The organism is Burkholderia sp. COPS (assembly GCF_019425585.1).
Classification (GTDB): domain Bacteria; phylum Pseudomonadota; class Gammaproteobacteria; order Burkholderiales; family Burkholderiaceae; genus Burkholderia; species Burkholderia cepacia.
This window is the reverse complement of the sequence record NZ_WIXR01000011.1, coordinates 24,445-45,534: the sequence shown is the minus strand read 5'-3', so window position 1 is coordinate 45,534 and position 21,090 is coordinate 24,445. Positions and strand designations below refer to the sequence as shown.

General features: G+C 57.6%; 18 protein-coding genes. 8 read left to right on the top strand and 10 right to left on the bottom strand.

The window, feature by feature from the left end:
• Positions 1-55: 55 nt before the first annotated feature.
• The 3 genes from FOZ70_RS09365 to FOZ70_RS09355 are packed head-to-tail and all read left to right on the top strand — an operon-like array spanning position 56 to position 2,153.
• On the top strand, positions 56-502 hold the full coding sequence (locus FOZ70_RS09365; protein ID WP_006749968.1) for a nuclear transport factor 2 family protein: 447 nt from the start codon (positions 56-58) through the stop codon (positions 500-502).
• A gap of 33 nt (positions 503-535) precedes the next feature.
• Positions 536-1,573 carry a hydrolase gene (locus FOZ70_RS09360; protein ID WP_021163738.1) on the top strand — a complete coding sequence of 346 codons (1,038 nt, stop codon included), beginning with the start codon at positions 536-538 and terminating at the stop codon, positions 1,571-1,573.
• Positions 1,566-2,153 carry a DUF2946 family protein gene (locus FOZ70_RS09355; protein ID WP_059649788.1) on the top strand — a complete coding sequence of 196 codons (588 nt, stop codon included), beginning with the start codon at positions 1,566-1,568 and terminating at the stop codon, positions 2,151-2,153. Before FOZ70_RS09360 ends, FOZ70_RS09355 begins: the two co-directional genes overlap by 8 nt.
• A gap of 39 nt (positions 2,154-2,192) precedes the next feature.
• On the opposite strand, the gene FOZ70_RS09350 is transcribed toward FOZ70_RS09355, so the two are convergent.
• Entirely contained in the window at positions 2,193-3,887 is a 1,695-nt protein-coding gene (locus tag FOZ70_RS09350) for a M48 family metalloprotease (protein WP_219705654.1), read from the bottom strand.
• Positions 3,888-4,160: 273 nt separating this feature from the next.
• Between FOZ70_RS09350 and moaC the strand changes: the two genes are divergently transcribed.
• The gene (moaC, locus tag FOZ70_RS09345) at positions 4,161-4,649 is read left to right on the top strand and encodes a cyclic pyranopterin monophosphate synthase MoaC (RefSeq protein ID WP_219705652.1); all 489 of its coding nucleotides are present in this window, start codon (positions 4,161-4,163) and stop codon (positions 4,647-4,649) included.
• Between the two features lie 130 nt (positions 4,650-4,779).
• On the top strand, positions 4,780-5,763 hold the full coding sequence (locus tag FOZ70_RS09340) for a site-specific integrase (RefSeq protein WP_219705650.1): 984 nt from the start codon (positions 4,780-4,782) through the stop codon (positions 5,761-5,763).
• A 356-nt stretch (positions 5,764-6,119) separates the two neighbouring features.
• Here FOZ70_RS09340 and FOZ70_RS09335 read toward each other — a convergent pair whose 3' ends face one another.
• The 5 genes from FOZ70_RS09335 to FOZ70_RS09315 form a co-directional block, all read right to left on the bottom strand.
• Positions 6,120-6,911, bottom strand: coding sequence for a nucleoside 2-deoxyribosyltransferase (locus FOZ70_RS09335; protein ID WP_219705648.1), 792 nt, complete (start codon positions 6,909-6,911; stop codon positions 6,120-6,122).
• A 162-nt stretch (positions 6,912-7,073) separates the two neighbouring features.
• Positions 7,074-8,249, bottom strand: coding sequence for an FRG domain-containing protein (locus FOZ70_RS09330; protein WP_219705647.1), 1,176 nt, complete (start codon positions 8,247-8,249; stop codon positions 7,074-7,076).
• Between the two features lie 71 nt (positions 8,250-8,320).
• Positions 8,321-10,117, bottom strand: a complete 1,797-nt coding sequence (locus tag FOZ70_RS09325; RefSeq protein WP_219705645.1) for a DUF262 domain-containing protein — start codon at positions 10,115-10,117, stop codon at positions 8,321-8,323.
• A 190-nt stretch (positions 10,118-10,307) separates the two neighbouring features.
• Entirely contained in the window at positions 10,308-10,622 is a 315-nt protein-coding gene (locus FOZ70_RS09320) for a hypothetical protein (RefSeq protein ID WP_219705643.1), read from the bottom strand.
• Between the two features lie 34 nt (positions 10,623-10,656).
• Positions 10,657-12,267, bottom strand: coding sequence for a lysozyme inhibitor LprI family protein (locus FOZ70_RS09315; RefSeq protein ID WP_219705641.1), 1,611 nt, complete (start codon positions 12,265-12,267; stop codon positions 10,657-10,659).
• Positions 12,268-12,406: 139 nt separating this feature from the next.
• On the opposite strand from FOZ70_RS09315, the gene FOZ70_RS09310 reads away from it, so the two are divergent.
• On the top strand, positions 12,407-12,649 hold the full coding sequence (locus tag FOZ70_RS09310; protein WP_219705639.1) for a helix-turn-helix transcriptional regulator: 243 nt from the start codon (positions 12,407-12,409) through the stop codon (positions 12,647-12,649).
• On the opposite strand, the gene FOZ70_RS09305 is transcribed toward FOZ70_RS09310, so the two are convergent.
• From FOZ70_RS09305 to FOZ70_RS38520, 3 genes are all read right to left on the bottom strand, one after another.
• Complete coding sequence (locus tag FOZ70_RS09305; protein ID WP_219705637.1) at positions 12,644-13,243, bottom strand: recombinase family protein; 600 nt, start codon at positions 13,241-13,243, stop codon at positions 12,644-12,646. The two genes, FOZ70_RS09310 and FOZ70_RS09305, sit on opposite strands and share 6 nt — an antisense overlap.
• A 174-nt stretch (positions 13,244-13,417) precedes the next feature.
• Positions 13,418-14,545, bottom strand: a complete 1,128-nt coding sequence (locus tag FOZ70_RS09300) for a hypothetical protein (protein WP_219705635.1) — start codon at positions 14,543-14,545, stop codon at positions 13,418-13,420.
• Between the two features lie 6 nt (positions 14,546-14,551).
• On the bottom strand, positions 14,552-16,069 hold the full coding sequence (locus FOZ70_RS38520; protein WP_219705633.1) for an AAA family ATPase: 1,518 nt from the start codon (positions 16,067-16,069) through the stop codon (positions 14,552-14,554).
• 472 nt (positions 16,070-16,541) lie between these two features.
• Between FOZ70_RS38520 and FOZ70_RS09290 the strand changes: the two genes are divergently transcribed.
• Both FOZ70_RS09290 and FOZ70_RS09285 read left to right on the top strand, forming a co-directional pair.
• Entirely contained in the window at positions 16,542-16,892 is a 351-nt protein-coding gene (locus FOZ70_RS09290; protein WP_219705631.1) for a hypothetical protein, read from the top strand.
• A gap of 141 nt (positions 16,893-17,033) precedes the next feature.
• Positions 17,034-17,369: a hypothetical protein gene (locus FOZ70_RS09285; protein WP_219705629.1), complete on the top strand. Its 336-nt coding sequence runs from the start codon at positions 17,034-17,036 to the stop codon at positions 17,367-17,369.
• A 243-nt stretch (positions 17,370-17,612) separates the two neighbouring features.
• Here the strand turns inward: FOZ70_RS09285 and FOZ70_RS09280 are convergent, their stop codons facing one another.
• Positions 17,613-20,540, bottom strand: coding sequence for a hypothetical protein (locus FOZ70_RS09280; protein WP_219705627.1), 2,928 nt, complete (start codon positions 20,538-20,540; stop codon positions 17,613-17,615).
• Positions 20,541-21,090: the final 550 nt, after the last annotated feature.

Here is a 21,090-nt window from a genome sequence, read left to right as displayed (position 1 = left end):
CCATCCGGGCCGCCGTGCTGAATACGGCGCGCGACGCGCGCGAGAGATAACCCCGATGCCACGTTTTGCCCGCCTCTTCGAAGCCGCCGCCGATACGCTGAACGCCTATTACCAGGCCGTCGCCGATGCCAATCTCGACGCGCTGCTGGGATTGTGGATCGACGAGGATTTCGCCAGCTGCGTATGGGCGGACGGCGAGCATCTGCACGGCCTCGACCAGATCCGCAGCGGGCTCGCCAACCGGCTCGCCACGCGCCCCGTGACGATCGAGCCGCTCGACATCCGCGTGTACGACAGCCTCGGCACGGTCGTCTATACGATCGCCGAAGCGCATCAGCAGGCCGACCTGACGGCCGAACCCGACATGGTTTTCGCCACGTACGTGATGATTCACGAGCGCGGCGAGTGGCGCATCGCGCATATTCACGCGAGCCCGATTCCCGAACAGGCGGCCGGACAGTTCGCCGCGAAGATCCGTCACGGGCAGGGTCCGCTGCACTGACGAAGAACGAAGCAACGCATTAGCGGGGCGATCATGAGTACGGCTTCTCCGCCCACCTCGCCGCTGACCGGGGCCCCGGCCCCCAACGACGATTCATCGCGCTATCGCGCACCGCGCTGGCTGCCGAACAGCCATGCCCAGACCATCGTGCCCGCGCTGTTCGCACGGCGCCCGGCCGTCGCTTACCGACGAGAGCGATGGGAAACCCCCGACCACGATTTCATCGATCTCGACTGGGTCGCGCATCTCGACAGCGCGGCGCCGCCGCCCGATGCGCCGCTGTTCGTGCTGTTCCACGGCCTCGAAGGCAGCTCGGGCTCGCACTACGCGCTCGCGATGATGGCCGCCGCGCGCGCGAAGGGCTGGCACGCGGTCGTCCCGCACTTTCGCAGTTGCAGCGGCGAGATCAACCGCCAGCCGCGCTTCTACCATCTCGCCGACAGCGCCGAAGTCGACTGGATCCTGCGCCGGCTCGCCACGCAGCATCGCGGGCCGCTGGTGGCGGCCGGCGTGTCGCTCGGCGGCAACGTGCTGCTGCGCTGGCTCGGCGAGCATCGCAGCGACACGTCGATCCTGCGGGCCGCCGCCGCGATCTCGACGCCGATCGACGTGCATGCGGGCGGGCGCGCGCTGTCGCAAGGCTTCGCGATGGTCTACACGCGCAGCTTCCTGAAGACGCTCAAGCGCAAGGCACTCGCGAAGCTCGACCAGTATCCGGGGTTGTTCGACCGTGAAGCGATGCTGCAGGCCGTGACGATGCGCGACTTCGACGAGGTCGTGACCGCCCCGCTGCACGGTTTCGCGAACGCGGACGACTACTGGACGAAGGCGACGACCCGGCCGCTGCTGCCGGAGATCGACGTGCCGACGCTGATCCTCAACGCCCGCAACGACCCGTTCCTGCCCGAATCCGCGCTGCCGGGCCCGGCCGACGTATCGCCGGCCGTCGAGCTCGACCAGCCCGCGGACGGCGGTCACGCGGGATTCATGACCGGGCCGTTCCCCGGCCGTCTCGACTGGCTGTCGGCGCGGGTGTTCGGCTATTGCTCCAAATTCGTCGACCATGGATGACATCGTCAGGCAGGCCCTCGCCAAATGGCCGAACGTGCCGCACTGCACCGGCTGGCTGCTGCTCGACCGGCGCGGCGAATGGCGGCTGCGCGACGACGCGGCCCAGGCGGCCGGCGAGCTCGGCTCGCCGATCCGGCATGCGGCGCTGAACGCGTTCATCGGCCGCAACTACGAATGCGACGCGCAGGGCCAGTGGTTCTTCCAGAACGGACCGCAGCGCGTGTACGTCGAGCTTGCCTATACGCCGTGGGTCGTCCGCCTGGCCGAACACGACGGGCAACTCGCGCTCACCGACCAGACCGGTACGCCGTTCGAACCGGACGAAGCCTGGCTCGACGACGCGGGCGGCGTGCTGTTTCGCTCGGCCGGCACGGCGCCGCGCATCGCGGCGCTGCACGACCACGATCTCGGGCTGTTCGCCGATCACGCGGATTTCGACGCCGCACCGCCGGTACTGCGCTGGCGCGACGACCGCACGCTGCCGCTCGGCAGCATCGTCTGCGCGGACGTGCCTGCGCGGTTCGGTTACGTCGCCAGCCCGGCACGACAGGCCCGCGACGCGGCCGGCGGCGACGCCTGACCCGCAGCGGCTGCGCGCGCACCCGGCGCGCGCCGGACGCTAACCGCGGCCGTTCTTCTCGTCGTCGCGCTCTTCCTTGTAGCGCGCCTCGAATTCCAGCAGCCGCGCGCCGATCATCGACTGCTCGTAGAACGAGACATCTTTCGCGTCGCGCGCTTCCTTCAACTGACGAATCGCAGACGGCCACGCGCCGTCGAGCGCAAGCTTCTCCGCGAGCGCGCGGCGCCGCGCCAGCACGTCGCCCTTGCCGTCGCTCGCCTTCGCGAGATAGTCCCACCAGTCCGGCTGCTCGGGGTCGGCCTTCGCCTGCGCGCGTGCCTGCGCCTGCGCGTCGGCGAAACGGCGCGCCGCGATCAGTGCCTGAAGATGCCCGACGATCGCCGCGTGCGACGCCGGCCAGCGCCGCTGCGCGAGCGCCGCGAGCCGCACCGCTTCGTCGGTGCGCCCCGCACGGCGCGCGATGTCGGCGGCCAGCACGTCGAGGCTCGGCGAACTCGTCGCCGGATCGTCCTCGCGCCGCTCGCGCGCGTCGAACTCAGTGCGTGCCGACGCGAGCGCCTTGCCGGCCGCGTCGTACTCGCCGAGCTGCGCGTTCGCGAGCGCGATGCCGTACCAGTTCGCCGCGACGTTCGGCGCCGTGCGATCGTCGATCTCGGACTGCATCCGGCGCGCTTCGGCCGCGATGTCGGTCGGCACGCGGTTCTGCAGGACCCGCAGCCGCGCGCGCACGAACCCGTATTCGGGCGACTGGCGCGGCTGCCGGTACGGCGCGCGGCGCGCGCGATCCTCCATGTCGGCGATCCGCTCGCCGGTCAGCGGGTGCGTACGCGCATACGCGGGCACGCCCGCATCACCCATCGACGCGCGATCGAGCCGCTCGAAGAAACCCGGCATCCCGTACGGGTCGTAGCCCGCGCCCGCGAGCAACTGGAAGCCGACGCGATCGGCCTCCCGCTCGGCCGAACGCGAGAAGCGCAGCTGGTTGTCCACCGCGTACGCCTGCCCGCCCACCGCGATTGCGCTGCCGAGGTCGCCGCTTCTCGCGAGCACGCCGGCCAGCACGCCGAGCAGCATCGTCGCGAGCGCCGTATAGCCGGTCTTCTCGTTCGCGCCGATCATCCGCGCGATGTGCCGCTGCAGCACGTGGCCCATCTCGTGGCCGACCACCGACGCGAGTTCCGACTCCGTCTGCGTCGTGACGACGAGCCCGCTGTTGATCCCGATGAAGCCGCCCGGCATCGAGAACGCGTTGATCTGCGGATCGCGCACCGGGAACAGGTCGAAGTCCGGCGTGTAGCCGCCGATGAAGCGCGCGGCCGCCGCGGCCGCGAGCCGCGCCGCCATCGCATTCAGGTAGTCGCGCACGAGCCAGTCGTCGAGGTAGTCGGGATCGCGCCGCACTTCGCGCATCACCCGCTCGCCGAGCCGGCGCTCGGCCTGTGGCGTCAGCGAACCGCCGGAGCCGTCGCCCAGGTCGGGCAGCTCGAGCGCGCGCAGCGGCGCGCGCAGGCTCGCGGCCGGTGCCGATGCGCCGCCCGCGTCGGAGAACCGGCTCTCCGCGCCGCCGTACGTACCGAATACGCCGGCCGCGATGCCGGACGGCACGGTGGAAATCGACCGGGCGCCGTCGACCGCCGCTTCGAGCGGCGGTGCGGAGGCACGCTGCGCATGGCCGCTCGGCGGCAATGCGAGCGCCACCGACAACGACACGGCAAGCAACTGTTTGACACGCATGGCAGGATAAAAACGACGCCGTCCCGCGCGCCGGGCGCGCATCGCGGCGTTTGGTCTGAATATTCGGGCCATTGTACCGGCGCCGCGATGACTGTCCCGTGCCGCGCCGGCGCCATCTGCGCTCCGGCGACGCGAACGCCGCTGCTATGATAAGCGCCCGTTGAAGCGTTGCATCGGGTCGGGGAGCCGGTTTCGGATGCCGCGCGCTGCCCGATCGCGAAGCAGGATCGACGGACGTGCTCGTGCAAGCACGCCGTTCCACTGGAGCATGACATGTCAGGACTCACCCATTTCGACGCCGCCGGCCATGCGCACATGGTCGACGTCGGCGGCAAGCAGGAAACCCAACGCATCGCGATCGCGCGCGGCACGATCCGGATGCTGCCGGCCACGTTCGCGCTGATCCGCGACGGCAAGGCCAAGAAGGGCGACGTGCTCGGCGTCGCGCGCATCGCCGCCATCCAGGGCGCCAAGCGCACGGCCGACCTCATCCCGCTGTGCCATCCGCTCGCGCTGACGCGCGTGGCCGTCGATTTCGAGCTCGACGACACGCTGCCGGGCGTCCACTGCGTCGCGCAGGTCGAGACGTTCGGCCGGACCGGCGTCGAGATGGAAGCGCTGACCGCCGTGCAGGTCGGGTTGCTGACCGTCTACGACATGTGCAAGGCGGTCGATCGCGGGATGGTGATCACCGACGTGAGCGTGCGCGAGAAACGCGGCGGGAAGTCGGGAGACTGGAAGGCGGAAGATGTAAGCGATTGATTTACAAGCCTTTCCTTCAATGCCATACCGGCCACCCGGCGTCGTCATCGTCTGACGAAATCGCCCCGAACCTGACTGCTGGCACACAAAAAATCGGTCTTGTCCCACTCCTGTCCCACAGGAGACTGGAATGGCCTCAATTCGCCAACGAGACGGGAAATGGCAAGTACGTGTTCGGCGTAGAGGATTCGCCGACGAAGCAAAAACATTCAGCACTCGCGCAGATGCGGAACGATGGGCGCGATCTGTCGAAATTGAGATGGATCGCGGAAGCTTCGTCAGTCGTAGCGAGGCAGAAGCAAACACCCTCGAAGACATCATCAACCGCTACATCGACGACGTATGCCCGACACAACGTAGTGGCGCTGACGCAATCATTCGGCTTCGCGCCACCTGCCGCAACACGTTGGCAAAACTCAGCATGGCGGCATTGACGCCGAAGGCTGTCGCAGCTTACCGGGATGAACGACTCAAACAGGTGAAGCCTGCGACCGTGATTCGTGAACTGGCGTTCCTGTCGGCCATCATCAACCACGCTCGTCGTGAATGGGACATCAACATTACGAATCCCATCGCCCTGATCCGCAAACCGTCCACTCCCCAAGGCAGGGATCGAGTGCTGTCCGCCGACGAGGAAACACGGCTTCTTGCCGAACTGGTTCCGACTGGCCGCATCAATGTATGGCTGCTTCCGGCAACTATCCTGAGCTTGGAGACCGGTATGCGACGCGGCGAACTGGTCGAACTTCGGTGGTCGAACGTCAATCTCGAAGCCCAGACTGCGCATTTGCCGATGACCAAGAATGGGACAGCACGAACCGTCCCACTGTCTAAGAAGGCTATCGCCACGTTGACGGCGCTACCACGATCCATCGATGGCCGGGTCATTCCTGTCAAAGGACTCACGTTGCATGCAGCGTTCCGGAAAGCTTGCGTACGAGCAAGGATCACCGACTTTCACTGGCACGACCTAAGGCATACGGCCATCACGCGAATGGCGCAAAAGCTGCCGAATGTCATCGAACTGGCGGCTGTCTCCGGTCATCGCAGCTTGGCAATGTTGAAGCGGTACTACCACCCGTCCGCGACCGATTTGGCCCGGAAGTTGGGCTAGAAGAGTTCGTAAGGCAACCAATTCATCAGGTACCCACAAGTGCCGGATAAAGGAATTCGGCTCACTGCTAACGCACCGATACCGGATGTCAGTTATCTATCGGCAAGTCGCAATAACGCCATGTCTCGTTCGGCGAGTGCCTGTAGTTCGGTCGAATCAGCACTGTTCCGCATTCCCGACACCTGTACGTCGAACTCTCCCACCCTATCAATGCCGCATGAGTGCTCAGCAGCAAGTCACCGTTGAACGTTGCCAGTTCCCGGTGCGGGCATTTACGGCAGTCGGTGTCAATCAGCGCGGTGCAAGCGTAGCACGGTGTCACCAGTTCTCCTTTGTCAGAGAAGAAGGGGAACTGGTCAAAACGGAATGCTATCGTCGAGGTTTGTGTCTTCAGCCTTCTTCCCTGTCGAGTGGAAGGCAAATTTACCCTCATTCACCTCAATCCACTGCCAGCCATTTTCGGTCACGCAAACGCCATCGTAGGTGTCGTAGCTGCTGCCATCGCTCATCTCTTTTATCTCTACGAATTCTTTGCCTTTCAACCGTCTGAGACCAAGATTGAACCCAAGGTTGTTCAACCCCGCACGTTCGCAGTCGTTTTTTACCTCCCACAACGGCGTCGCACCATCGTCGCGAAAGACGCTACTGGCAATCACTCCGAGCACCGTTAGCTCCTGAGATGACAGCCCATCGATGCTAGCCACATTCGACTGTTCCGCCATCTCTTCCAAAACCTCCCCTTGCTCCAGCATGGCTTTCAGACGCTCAGTCAAATTGTTCTTGAACACCTGAAAGTCGCGTGAGGATTCTGTTTTGTAGGTGACGATGGCTCGATGCTGGATATCAAACGGGAACCGCTTCCCAGCCTTCTGCCGATCGTCCGAGCAGGCCATCACAACGGGGCGTCCGGCTGCGTACGCGAACCCGAGTTCGTACCAAACGTTCGGATTGTCTTCCGTGATGTCCGCAAGACACACCGCCGCACGCTTGATGTTTTTCTCAATTGCCTCGACCAGCACCGTCGCGGACGAATCCTGATCGACCCGATAGGCTGTCATCCCCGCAGCCTCGATGGCGGGTTTGTACAGGTCGTCGAATCGCTTGTTGTAGATGTCAGTGAACGGCTGAATCACAAAGCAAATCGACATGGCTGCCCTCGGTTGTTTGCCTGAATTTCGCATGATTTTACTGATAAGGCGCCACGCGCAAAATCCCCGTTCGACCTATGTTTCCAACTGATCCCATTCTCACCAAGCGCCCATCAAGCCACACACCCGCATCGATCAGCACATTGAACACTGGCATCCCCCCTACTCGGACTTTTCTGCGTCCGCCATCTCTTTGCCTTCACTGGGTCTCGCCGGTGTCGGCAACGCTTCGCGCCGGAACACCATGGCATGGCGCATCATCCGACATACGCCGTCGAGACCGGGGAATAAGCTAGCTGCGGTGAGACCCATGAAAGCCAAGTCTTCGAGTGCCTCACTTGCAAACGATACGGGAACCTCTGCTGCCATCAGGTATCGAGCTTCGTAGTGGCGCTCAATATTGCAGATAAACTGTTCGATGTTGCCAACGTTGGAAGCTAGAAAGCGTCCCTGCTGCGCATATAGCCGTGGATTGTCGCGCGGGGAGACCTGCAAGAAGCAGACATATGGTTCCAAGAAGGGAACTGTCACTATCGGTGGACTGAACCGTTCGACAAATGACCGCGTTAGTCCGTAGACCCGCACGCGCGTAGCGTTCGGTCGGGAAGACCTGTTCTCCAACGCATCCGAAAATGCAAAGAACGCCGCGATGTATGGCGAATCAGTCCAGTCAAGCAACGGAGTGGGAAGCCCGTGATGCTGTGCCAATCCAAGCAGTGTCGAATAGTCAGCAGAATCTCCGGGGTTCAGTCTACGGTTCGTTACCGCTTCGACATGTGAATGAAAGAGAGGCAGCGTTTCCGCGCAATATCGCCCAAGCTGGGTTCGACCCGCACGATAGAGACTCGTCTCCAATCTGAATGCATGCGAACCATGCCCCCGGAACGCCACCGCTCCCTCAGTGCGGACGCGACCGGCCCACTGCTTAAATTCATTCCATGACGCACACTGATGAACGTCCGCTAAACCTCCGCGTGACGGCAATGGCTTTAACGAGATTTTTCCACCAGGTCCATCTGCATCCAACCAGGTTCCGCTCATTCCACTGCGAGTCGCCTTGAGCATGGCTCGCGTGGACAACATCAATCGCTGCGCACGCTCACCAACAGGCGGTTCAAATACGTTACCGTGTTGGTTGAGGGTGAAAAGTTTCGCTGCCTGAAACTCAGAAACATTTCCCCTTTGTGCTACTCGCCTGCCGAGTACGGCAACCGCATGCGTCTCCGGAACACCCCACCAGTGGAGCATGATTTCGTCTGGGCGATCTTCATCGCAGCACATCATTGCGAATGCCTTCCCCTGACGCGTCTCAATCGATCCAAATAGCTGCTTTTCCATACGCGTTGCACTCCAACAGTGTCCGATGATTGCGTGACCGCTCGCAATCGACGTATCGACTACGGGTCGAGTTAAAGTCCCTCGTAGTAGCGCCGAATCTTCGAGGCCATGAGCTGCCGCCGCGCCTTCAGGAACTCGTCAAAGCAGTCTTCACCCATCTGGAAAACAGAATCAGGCACGCAGTTCGCGGCCAGGTTCGCATGCAACGTTGCAATATCAGTGATCGCACCGTATTTCACCTGTCCGCCGTTGCACTGATTCAATACGTGGTCAAAGTACGTCGATGGTGCCTTGTTGCCGATCTTGATGTTGGTCTCTTCTTGCGTGTAGGCATAGTTAGCGATCTGGTTGTACTGACTCCGTGACAACCCAGCCTTCTTCAGAAGATCACGCGGGAAGATGTGGTGGATATCGCCCAGATGGCTAACCAACTCCCTGACCGTGATGTCGCGCGACAGCAACCCCTTGTCATTGGCGCGAACTTGCGCAGCAACGAAGACCCAGAAATAGGGGCTGGTAGTCCCCGATGTTTCCAACTGCTGAGTCAGTCCGAAGTCCCAGAATGCGGGAGAGAGTTCTGCTTGCTCGATCTTCCCAAGAATTTCTGCAAAGTCACCGGTTGCAATCTGGCGGATGTCCTTGTCGAACTGAGTCTCTGACGACCCGGAATACCTCCCCGTCAGGATCGACATAACGAACCAACGACGTACCAGGGACTCGATCTTACCGTCCTGAACCCCACTAGCCCGAAGTCGCAGATACACGATATACGCGAAATTCAGCGCCCCACGCGTGCGGATCATGCTGCCGTCGATGAAGCCCGCCGACTTGATAACCATCACGAACCGGTTGAAATTCGATTCGTTGATGAAGTCCAGCACCCCGCCCGTCAGCTTCGCAAATGAAGCCTCCGCAATGGTTTCCTCATAGTCTTTGGTCTCGAAATTGCGTCCCGACAATAGACTCACAAGGTCAGGCAGCTTGCCACGGCCGAACTCTTTGGTGAAAGCCACACGTAACAGATCGTTGTAGGATGGATCGTAGAGATTGCCATTCTCATTCCGTAACCACGCCATCTTCTGGAAGTACGGGGTCTCCACGAATTCCGTGTCAGCTTCCTTGATCTGGGAGTAGAACTCAGGCGCAATCGCCATGTGGCAGAAGTAATCGATGCACTTCCGCAACTGCTGACCACCGTATTTCTGATCAGCCGCGATCTTTGACATGACGAAATCCGCTTGCGACAGCACCGTGCCCTTTGAGTTGATGCGGATGAAAATCTCGGTGACGGTTTCGATGTCGAGGTCGTGCGCAAGTTCGACGAGACCGATCTGCTTCTTCGCAATCGCCGTCAACTTTGCCAAGTTCTCTTCCACCACGTCTGGATCGGCACTCGGGTTCGCATCCATGTATTGCCGATGCGCTTTAATCAACCCCACCTGCCCACTGACCAACGGCGAGATGTCCGAAATCCATACGGCGTCTTTGGTGATCGCGGGGTTCGTAACCTCAAAACGCTCTTCGAGCGGATTAAACGCAATCGAAATCCTTACCTTGCGGTAATCCTTATTGATGACCTGTTGCCCAATGATCGCTGCCGTCAGCGCCGTAACCCGCTGCTGGCCGTCAATCAGTATCATCTTTCCCGATGCGGTAGTGCCGTCCTTCAACTGAACGTCAGGATTCCGCCACGCGATCAAGTATCCGACGGGGTACCCCTGATAGAGCGAATCCAGCAAATCGCGAACCTGACTACTATCCCAGACGAATGGGCGCTGTATTTCCGGGATCGCGATTTCATTCTCACGAACCTTGGCGAGAACACTCTCGATGAGATACTGATTGACGGCGTATTTCTGAGTTTGCATGGACCGACCCCGATTTTGGTCTTGTTAGCACTGTTTCCAACGATCATATCCCGAAAGTCGCCGAAAACAGTGCACCGCCAGCGGGGTGAAAAAGCGGTGCAGCCGACCGGTCACGCTACCCCAGTCCCGCCGCGAATGCAGCAATTCGCCATTCGGCGTGCCGTCGTCCCGCGATGGCCGCGTCGTGAGACTAGTCGTTGGCCGGTCCCATGAACTTTTTCCCGAACGCAGTCAGGCGCACATCCTTGCCGATGGTGTACTTCCGCGTCGTCGCGGGGCTGGCCCCGTCCGATTCGTCAACTTCAATGATGCCGTCGATGTCAGTGTAGTTCCAGCTTGCATTCACGCCCTTCTCGGTCGTGCTGGCTTCAAATTCGCAGCCGTTACACGAACGTTTGTCCGTCAGCGTAATGCGTTCGCCACCATCCTTGATGGTGCCGATGACATGTGCGTCCGCTGCTGTCATTCCAGCAGCCAGCAACAGACCAATAATCAATCGCTTCATTGCATTCCCCTCGTGTAGTCGTTGTCGAAAATCATCACAGCGCGGACAGGGCTTGGATTCGTGCGTCCGTCACGCGCACCAAGCAGGCCGCATCGTCACAGGCGTTGCGTTCCTTCAACCAGTCCCTTTGCTGTTGCTTCAGTGCTGCCGGATCGCTCGATTTCGCTATTGCCGTGCGGTAGACGTCGGCAAGTTGCTTATCTGCCGTCGCGGTTTCCGCGCTGGAACAGATCAGCTTCTCGATCTTCGAAGCAGCCTTGGTGCAGTCGAACGATGCGACGACTGAGGCTTGTGCGGGCTGTGCCGTTTCCAGTTGTGCCGTATTGTTGACCGGGGCCTGTGCACCATCCAGCGCGGGCGTTGCCGTTGCCGGAACATTCGACGCCACGGCCTGATCGCCAAGAATCGATGCAACGCTTTGCGTCATCGGGCACTGCTGGCCGAGGGACTGCACCAGCTTGTTGAGGTTGACGTAACGATTCGCAAACATGCCGCCTGCCTGCTGCGCGAAGCCGAATCGCCACATGTCCTTCTCGGGAACAACCTTTTCGAGTTCGCTGATCCGGCACGTGCATCGGTCAAGGTCGAACGTCTTGCTGCACGACTGGATCGCGTTGTCCTTGAATGTCTTGTCCCACGATGCCGCGTTGTTCGAACTCGCTGTAATATCGGCCCCGGACAGGGATAGCACCTCGTAGTACATCGCATCGGTCTTCAGCAGCTTATCGACTCGACGATCCTCTTCCGTGGTCAACGTGACAATCGGGCCGTTTTTCTGTTCGGCGGCATCCGAAGGCGTGGCAACCTGATACGTGATCGCCGCAGTGAACGTCGCATCCGACACCGGCGTATGGTTGCCAACCAGCATCACCGGGCCAAAGGTGTCCTGCTGCTGCGCACGTTCCAAGTCTTCTTTGGGGAAATCGATCACGAAGCTGGCCGCGCAATCGATGTTCTTGGACTCGTCATTTCGCGCCGTTTCCCGGATTGCATCAACGTGAAACTTGATCCGGTTATCGCGCAAGGCCCAGACCAGATCGGGAATGCCGGTCTTCATGAGCGGATCGGTGCCATACGCGTCTATGACGTATTGCTTCACGTTCGGCGCTGCACAGTCCAACTTGTTGCCGCTGCCGAATAGGCTGGCAAGACTGAAGGACGATCCGCTCGACGACTGATCGGTAGCCCCACCGCTGGTGTCGGCACCGCCGTGCGTCGCGACCAGCAGACCGAAGACGGCGGCGGCATAGGCAATGACGCATGCGAATGCGACCAGTAAGGGTTTCACCAGCGATTTCTTCGCATAGGTCTTGCCGAACTGTTCCCTCACATAGCTGACTTGCTTGCGCCCGGACAGGGCATACCAGACGACGAAGTAGACCAGTCCGCCGATATTGACGGCACCGCGAACGGCGTCTTTGTCGGGGCCAGCCTTGCCGACCAGGCCAATGGCAACAAAACCCATCGCAGCCAGGATCAGCAGGCTGACGTAAAACCATACCTTCGACGCGGCAGCGCGTTCCGGTTGGCCGAGAGTGCGCCAGTTCGACGCGTGAAGATAGCTACCGAACGCCGGGGTCAGCAGAACGCTGAGACTGGCAGCAGTCGCGGGATTCCAGATTCGTTGATTCTGGGTGTTTTGCATATGGAGACTCCCCGAAGGTTGTGTTTCTTCTGAATAGGCGCGTCCCGGTAAGCCCGCTCCACCACGAGGTAGAGCAGATCGCCGGCACAGAGGACCATGGTCCGTCGAATTGGGCGATGTTACCCCACACGATGACGGGATGCCAATTAGCACCCGTCAACACAAGGACCCGTCATTGATCGCACTCGGCGATGCGATTCGCCGCCGACGCGAAACGAAAGAACTCTCGCAAGAGCAACTGGCCTTACTCGCCGACGTTGATCGCAGCTATGTTGGTCGGGTTGAACGCGGCACGAACAATGCAGCCACGTTGACGCTTAAAAGACTGGCGAACGCCCTCGGCATAACGTTGGCTGAGTTGATTGCCGATGCAGGTTTATGAGACAACCGTTGCTTGGGTACCGACTGCTTCCCGTACTCGCATAATGGTCTGCCGACTGGTCTGCATCTCTCGCGCAATCTGCGCAACGGCGACACCGGCTTTCAGTTGAGCCACGACGGTCACGCGCTGCGCCTCAGTCAGCGCAGATGGACGCCCGAACGCCTTGCCTTCCGCCTTTGCCCGACGGAGACCAGACTGAGTACGTTCGATGAGAAGATCGCGTTCAAATTCTGCCACTGCGCTAATCACGCCCATCGTCATCTTCCCGGCTGCACTCGTCAGGTCTACACCGCCCAGGGCGAGACAGTGAACGCGGACGCCAATAGATGCCAGTCGTTCTACGGTAGCCCGTACATCCATAGCGTTTCTGCCAAGCCTGTCGAGTTTCGTGACGATCAGTACGTCACCGTCTTCCAGTCGATCCACCAGCTTGGAGAATGCCTTTCGCTCGAACGCCGGCACGGACCCGCTGGTCGTTTCGCTAATGACCCGCTGCTTCGCTACTGCAAAACCGGCTGCTTCGATTTCTTGTACTTGATTGTCCGTCGTCTGGTCGGCAGTTGATACCCGGCAGTACGCGAAGATTCTTGTCATTCACACCTCGACATGTACGAAATGGGAGTCCGAATAGTACGTCCTGTCCGATACGTATACAAGCTATTTTTCGGACATACTGGAATTGGGAGGTCCGGAACCGGTCGATTTCGGACACCATTACTTGACGATTGGTAGCGCGACGACCGAGCGTCGCGCGGAGCCTGCCCCGTTCTATGCGAGAGATAATCTCCCCCCCGCACACCCCCATCTAACGATATATGCACCGACCTCTTTCCATTCGCTCATAATTCGAGAAGGTATAGATGTGAGACTATGTTCATACTGCGCTCGGCGCTTCGCCTCATCCTCGTCGAATAGCGAAAGAACCTCTACAAGCGTCTTTTTTCCTATCGGCTCGTAGAGATTGCACGTATTCTTACACCTATGCCACTCACCCCAGTGCTTACAAACTTCATCCTTTTTTTCAAGCGAGTTAATATTTTCGATCCAATAACCACCCTTCGAGTCCGCAACTTTTAGGATACTGCATTTGAGTGGCCCTTTGAGCGGTGCATAAGCCCCCGCCGGAATTGAAGCCAGAGTTGAAGCGTCTTTGAACCATCGAACCCCTTCTACATTGACCCCTTTTTTCGCTTGTGCCTCATGAATAAGCGAAGGTGGGACAATATTCTCGATGGAGTAACACTCCAAAATCTTTACATCTGAAAATGGAGATATCGAATCTCTCTCGTGCTCAAAAATTGGAGCCGCAACGTTCGCTCCGAGTGCTGCTCCTGGATGATCCTTATCGCTATCCACAACACACAGAACAAATCGCCTCTTTTCGTCTTTTAGCTTTTTGTACTTCTTGGGCGTCTCACTACCGCCAGCTGCCTGAACATCAAAGGCTAATTTAAGTCCACCTGAAACACATCGTCTCGACTCAAGATATTCACCAATCAATTTAAAAAACTGACCATCACTCTCATTTTCCACCAACAAAACCGGATCATTGAACAAAGTATCTTTATTCAGCATCGAAAGTGGAACTCGCACCACAATTTGGCTACCAACTACTTGTTTCCGCCAGTCTCCATCAGAAACCACCTCGATGTAGCCAGGCACTGATTTGAACAACGCCCGCTTTCCACGTTGACGAGACTTTACCGACGATATGGTCTGCTTCGCTCGATCCGACAGCCCTGGGATAGACCACAGAGTGTCGAGAGTTTTCTCTGATGCGTAAATGATGTGACGCCCTCGACGCCGAGCCGAAAACAAATCCTCCACAAAATCTTGAAGCGCCCCCGGGTTTTTCTGAACAACAGCCTCAAGAGACTCAGTGAGATAGAATAACATGGCATCTCACTCCGCAGGATCGAAAAAGCCATACGGCCAATTTTCAAGATAACCTTCGGAATCGTATCTCGATTCACGCACCAATGTTTTCCCAGACACGCCAACCTTATCAAACAAATAAATCTTCACATCCTCTTGATTATAATCTCCTTTATCAATCGCGCGACCAAATCTGTTTATTAGCGTCTCGCTATGCGTCTCCAAGACAATTCGAAGATTAGATGGCAAATCCTCCTCATCCTTTGTGACGCTGATAAGCAAATCAGCCAACTTGGCCTGCATGCGCGGATGCAAATGGAGCTCCGGTTGCTCTATCGCGAAATAATGAGGAGCGTTCGCGCTAGTCTTTGTTCGTGACGCCTGCCAAAGTTGGGCAAGAATCGGCAAAACTTGTGAAAAACCAAAACCAGTGTCGGCCAGATTAGTGATTTTATTGCTTCCAGGATCGCTAATAACGACAGAAATATGCCCCTGACGCGCCATTGCCCTAACTTCAAAACCCATATGCTTCGCAGTCCAATGAGCAAATTCATTCGCCTCTTCGTCGGTAAGATTTGCCAAAAACATTGCAACATTCCGCCCTTGCGGATCAATCTCATCCACCGCCAACCCTTGAGTCCGATAATAACGCTCAGCCGTTGCGCGTAATGGCGTCACATAGTGAATGCGCTCCGCAATGATCGAAATATAATCCCCGGCCGCCTCCATAAGCTTATAAAATTCCTTGGCATACAAAAGAGTCACAATTGACTTTAGTTGCGGCGACTCTTTAGTCCACTGACCCACGCGATCTGCCCAGTATGTTCCGAGCGACAGCCCTTTCAATTGATCCAAGATGGCCGATGGCGAGCCTACACTGAGATCACGCAAGGACGAATATATCGCCGAAGAATCCTTTTTACCATGAACATAATCCCTCATCGCCGCACATATCTTTGAGTCAAAATAACTTCTCTCCAACTCCAAGTCACTCTTCAGCGTCACCGCTGGAAGTAAATTAAATTGCCTAAATAGCGCATACTCCCCAGCTGCAGCCGCCGTGAAATCCTGACCATTAACGACAAAGGATTTTATTTTTAAATCTTGATTTATAGTTAATGAAATTTTTTGATCATAAAGTCTGAAATCATACCCAGACAAATGCTTTCCACTTACCTCAGGATCAGGAGAAATTGAGACCCGAAAATGCATCGGCATCAAGATGCGTCTAGAAAACTTCATACCGCTATGAGGTCTGAACCTTATTCTTCTAAAAGGCGCACGAAATGCAAATTCGATGCTAATTGCCTCACCCGACGCATCCTGACTAAGAGCCTCCTCAAATGTACCAAAATCAACAAAAGGCCCAAACCACAAAATCCCCGACGTTGTCTTAACTTGCACACTTTGCTTCACAAGAGGGAAAACTCGGATAAATGTGCTTTTCCCCGAACTATTTTGCCCAACCAGAACATTGATCCGCCCAAATTTAAGCGCATCCGTATCACCGAGACTTCTCAGATTCCTTACTCGAATACTCTCCACAAGCCTTCCCCTAAATCCATTTAAAGCTATATAACAAAACCATCACTCGAAGTTTAACCACCATAACCGATCAATCCGCGAGCCATTTATGGAAACAACAAACTCGACCATTACAGTCCCGACGAGGCATCCCAGGACTCTTCACTCCAAAGATACATGAGCCACATCATAGTCAGACGGACAGATACTTGCATCTGTCCTGAGATAAATCGCTGTAATGAGATTCGTTCCGGTCCGCCAGCATGACAACCGTCTACATACGCTGACTAGGTACCCATCGCCCCATCCGACAGATACTCATCGCATATCACACGTATGCTGGTCAAGCTGAATCTCGATCTGATTCACCAGCACACCAGGAAATATTGTCCATCCTGCTACAGGTAAAGAAAATCCTTATACTGCCGATAATCAAACGTAGCAGCTACTGACACCGCCCTATCGCAGAGCGCCGCAGTTTTACTACGTCCGAATGGACAAGCACGGAGAATCCAAAAAAATGGCTATCACTTGCCCAAAATGTAACAGCCTGCAGATAGACAAGCGCAATTACGGAAAAAAAGCAGGCACTGCGGTTGGGGCGGGCGCAGGAGCAGTGGGAGGCTGGCTGGGCGCAGGCGAAGGAGCGGTGGCCGGTGCCGCAATCGGATCGGTCGTGCCTGTCGTCGGAACCCTGCTTGGCGGCATTGCAGGCGGTATTTTGGGTGCGCTAGGCGGTGCTGCCACGGGTGCGGTTGTCGGTTCAAAGGCCGGCGAGATGGTGGATTCGCATGTGCTTGCCAACTACAAATGCCTTGATTGCAGTTACACATTCAGCGAGTAAGCCCTCTTGAGCCGTCCGATTCGCTACGTCGTTGCGATCCGGCAGACGAAAAATACTGACGGAATGTTAGCGTCCGGCATTTCGAAGTCAGCCCGGCGGCCTCGATGCAGCCCCCCCCGTGATCTCCCGATCAGCTAAAACATGACCGACAAGACACTCGAACAGTTCGACCAAGCAATGCGCGGCATCTACGACGCCGCACGAAAACTGAAGCCGCCATACCACGCGACATACTTTCTGCGCATGGTGGGCGAACACGGCGGCAAGGAGACGGCGAACCGACTGCTGGCAACGAACAAGCCATCGGAAGGATTCACCGAACTCTTTCTCCGTGGACGGGAAAACCTTCGCCTGAGCGTCGAATATCTTGTCCTTCAGAAACCGTGGCGTGATCTGTTCACGCCCGAACAGCTTGCGGTCGCGAGGAAGCGATTGATGGCGGTTGAATGTCCTTTGCCTGCGGACGATCAAGGTTGACTTGACTTCGACTTGCACGGCGCGCATTTGGGCTTGGTTGTGTAGTCTGCGGCATACCCATGTGGGATAGTTGCTCAATGCGCCCCCGCCCTGCGGCACGACACCGCCGTTAGGATGCCGGTAGGGAGATAGGGGAGATAAAGGAGACAAAATCCGCTGATTAAAGACGAACATTTTCAAAACCTGTTTCCAAGTAACCGGTTTTATCTCCTTTATCTCCTTTATCTCCTCCTACTAGTCAGTTCAACCGCCCACGCGCCACATGCGTCCGTTCTTGTTGTCACTGACCACTTTCAGTTGCAGGCCGTCACAGAGGCGATTCCTCCGATTTGACAGCACCTTTCCGACGCTAGTTGCTGAAATCTTCGGGCTTGTCGAAACAGCAATCACAGCCTCATTCAACCTGCTGTCGTTCGATTCCGAATAAGTGGTGGCCCGCAAACAGGTAGATGCCACCTCGTTCGCGGTGAATACGCGATCCCCGAAGCAACCATGCAGTGCCAGAAGGAGATTCCGCAGGGATTCTTTTTGCGGGTCTTCCGCCTGATTCTTCTTCGTCAGGTCCATCACATCGCCAAACTGGCCGGGTGCAATGGTGTGGTTGATGAAGACGATTGTCTGCCGGACAAAATCGTCCCACTTTCTAAACGACCCCATTTCTCCGAGGGCCGGACGGCTCACCTTCGCAGACAGGTAGTACCGAATCAACGTCAGGGTCGCTGCAACCATCTTCTGTCGGTTCACCGAGCAGTATCTAAGCGGTTCCACACTGAAGGACCGGTCGAACGGTGTCTCGGACTGCGGATCAATCCGGCATGGCACGACGCGACGTGGCATATCACCAGCCAGCATCATGTTGTTGCCAGTCAACAGAACCATAGCATTCGTCGGAACACTCGGGGTTTCCGACTTCCCCAACTTGCGGTCCTGAAACATCTGGCTGGTGAGCAAACTTGCCAAGGCTGCACTGTCAAAGGTTCCAAGGATATTGTCCAACACGATTGCCCGCTGACCTGCCAACAAGGCCGAAAACAGTCTTTTCCGCATCTCAGCATCGTCATTGCCGGCGATATGCGGATAAACCACTGGCTCACTACCGGTCGCGAGAACAGCTACGCACTGCGCCAACAATGTTTTCCCACTACCTTGTACCGGTGCGTCATACCCAAACGCAGGTGCGGTCGGCAATGATGCGCGGACTGCCGCAGTCACCAGGGCAGCAAGATGGGCAGTCCGCGCAAGGTCGTCCACGAACGGAAAGTTCTTGAACGGGAACCACAGGGTATCGAGCGCCATGCGGGCTTGCGTCTCGGTCGGTGCGAATGGCACAGGGAATACATCGTCTTCATCGATGTCCAGATACAGCCCACTATCCCGGTCATATCCGGGTTTCGCCAGTACAGCGCCGTCTTCGCGAAGCGTTGGCGAAGTGATGATCGCGCGCAAAGGTTTGAGACCGCGTTCGCTGCCAAGGGCCATTATCGTTTTGCAGATAGACAACGGTGGGTCTTCCAATACCTCATAGGTCTGGCCGTCCGCCCCTGTTTTCTTGTGAAAAAACTGAACAACGCCAGCGGCCCAGTAGCGGAGGCTTGCCTCATTCAAGCTGACGGCCTTACCGTCGTTAACCTTCACGACAGCGGTTCCGAAATCGAAAATTTCGGGGCTTTCCCTCATCACTCGTAAGAGACTGTCTACCGCTTCCACTTCCCGACCAGCCACTCTTTCGATCTGCACCAAGTTGCGGCACAGCTTGAACGTCGCGCCCCCATGCGCGAAGCTGTGTATACGGGGCTGCCCAGAACAGTAAATCTTGCCTACGGCACGGCGACCGTCGTATTCCGGTTCCAGCGGGTCCAGTGTGAGACGATTGTCGTACTTCTCGGGGTTGTCGAGGATCGCATCCACCGTGACAAACGATTCACCGCCGTTGGTATCGATAACCACGATTTGCCAGTCACCCATCAACTGACGACGGTCAACGGCCAGATTGACGATAGTTGCAACTGATCGAGAAGTCAGTGATGGCCGCGACGCGGAAATGCTTTCGGTTCGGCTTCGAACCCACTCGCCGCGCTGGCGATCCGCCAAACCCGTCACCGCAGCCCTTGCAGTGGCCTTGTGGCGTTCAGCGGCAGCCACAATATCGCTCGACGGTTCAGGGACCGCACGACGGCTATCAACCGTGCGAAGCGCCTTTTCAAGGACGACTGGAATCCCACGACGTTGTTCCAGCGGCGAGTCGCACGATGCGCCTCCGGCGAAATCGATGCGGTTGGTCTGCCATACGCTGGCATCGAACATGCCACGTTCCAGCAAAAAGCCACCGGAAGACACCTCAAAGCGACCGTGTCCAGCGGCCCATAGGTGTGTCAGCAACGACTTTCCGGCACGAGGTATATCTGATGCATCGTCCAGGATGAAGTAGAGACGCTGGCCTTTGACGCCCACCAACTGTTCGCCCGTTTCGGCGTTGTAGATTTCCGACGAGGTACTGGGCCACCAAAGCACATCGGATTCGGCCAGCATTGGACAGACGGCGTGTACCGCCTCAATTAGTTCGTCTTCCGTCAATGCCGTCGAGTCATCTTTCGGCGCGTCATAGTCCAACATCAAGATTCCCCGACCGGACGGCCACGCGAACGCTTCGGCTGTACGAGGAACCGAGTCTTCCGGGCAGCCCGCCGCATACCACGACGACTTCGTCGTCAGACGCAGTTCGTCGCGAGGACCAACACCGTAGACGACACATTGATCGGGCGTCAGTCCGATCAGTAGGTCCGCGAAGTCACTAAGGTTGCCAAGACGACGCACGCTGAGATTTCCAGACCACACTTGCGCCGCAGTCTGCTTTTCCAGCTTACCGTCCGGGGAAAGACGAAATTTCTTGGTGACGGGCGCGCTCGCAGTCAAGACGGTGAGTGCAACCTCGCTTGTGGAAGCTTGATCACCAGAATCTGATGCGGCACTGTCGCTAGTTGAGGCTGCACGAATGTGCGAATCCAACTCTGTCGAACGATGTGCTTCGTTGACGCATCTGGCTTCGAAGGCAGTCGCTTCGATGACAGAAAGGTCGATTGAGCAATTTTCATCGCCCCAATCACCGAGATCGAAGGCGTGGATACTAATAGGATTGCTTACAAATTGTTGTGTTCCAGCGTGGTTTAACATGATGTCACTGCGCATACAGCGCATAGCTTTTGAGTCCGCACGCGACCGACAGCACCGTACCCGCGAGTTATCGCGTGGGCTGCGCTTCGGCCAGCGAACCGACCATTAGTTTGAATTTTGCCCGCAATCGACCCAATCCAGATGCGAATTGACTCGACGCATGTGGAATGCGCCGCGCTCGACTGCGTGCTGCTAGATAATCATATAGATACGGGACCGATACCGATCACCGTGAAGACGAGCGTTTGATGTTGAGTCAAACGTCTTTTGCTTGGCCCCTACTACGAAGCGTGTTTGACGCCACACAGCAAGCCTTACCAAGAAACAACATTATCGCACAACAAACGCAATGCCGTCAAATAAAACTGGTGCCTTCGTGTTTTCTGTGGTAACGCGCCAACATTCCGCGATCTAAGGGTTTGCTACCGCCAGCCCAGTCGCTCGCGAGATGCCGTACCTCCGCGTCGATAGTCTTGACGGCAGCAGACGTGTGTCCTACGTGCAGCCGCCAGGGCGGTACATCAGTGCGCGATAGCTTGTCGGGCGCTAG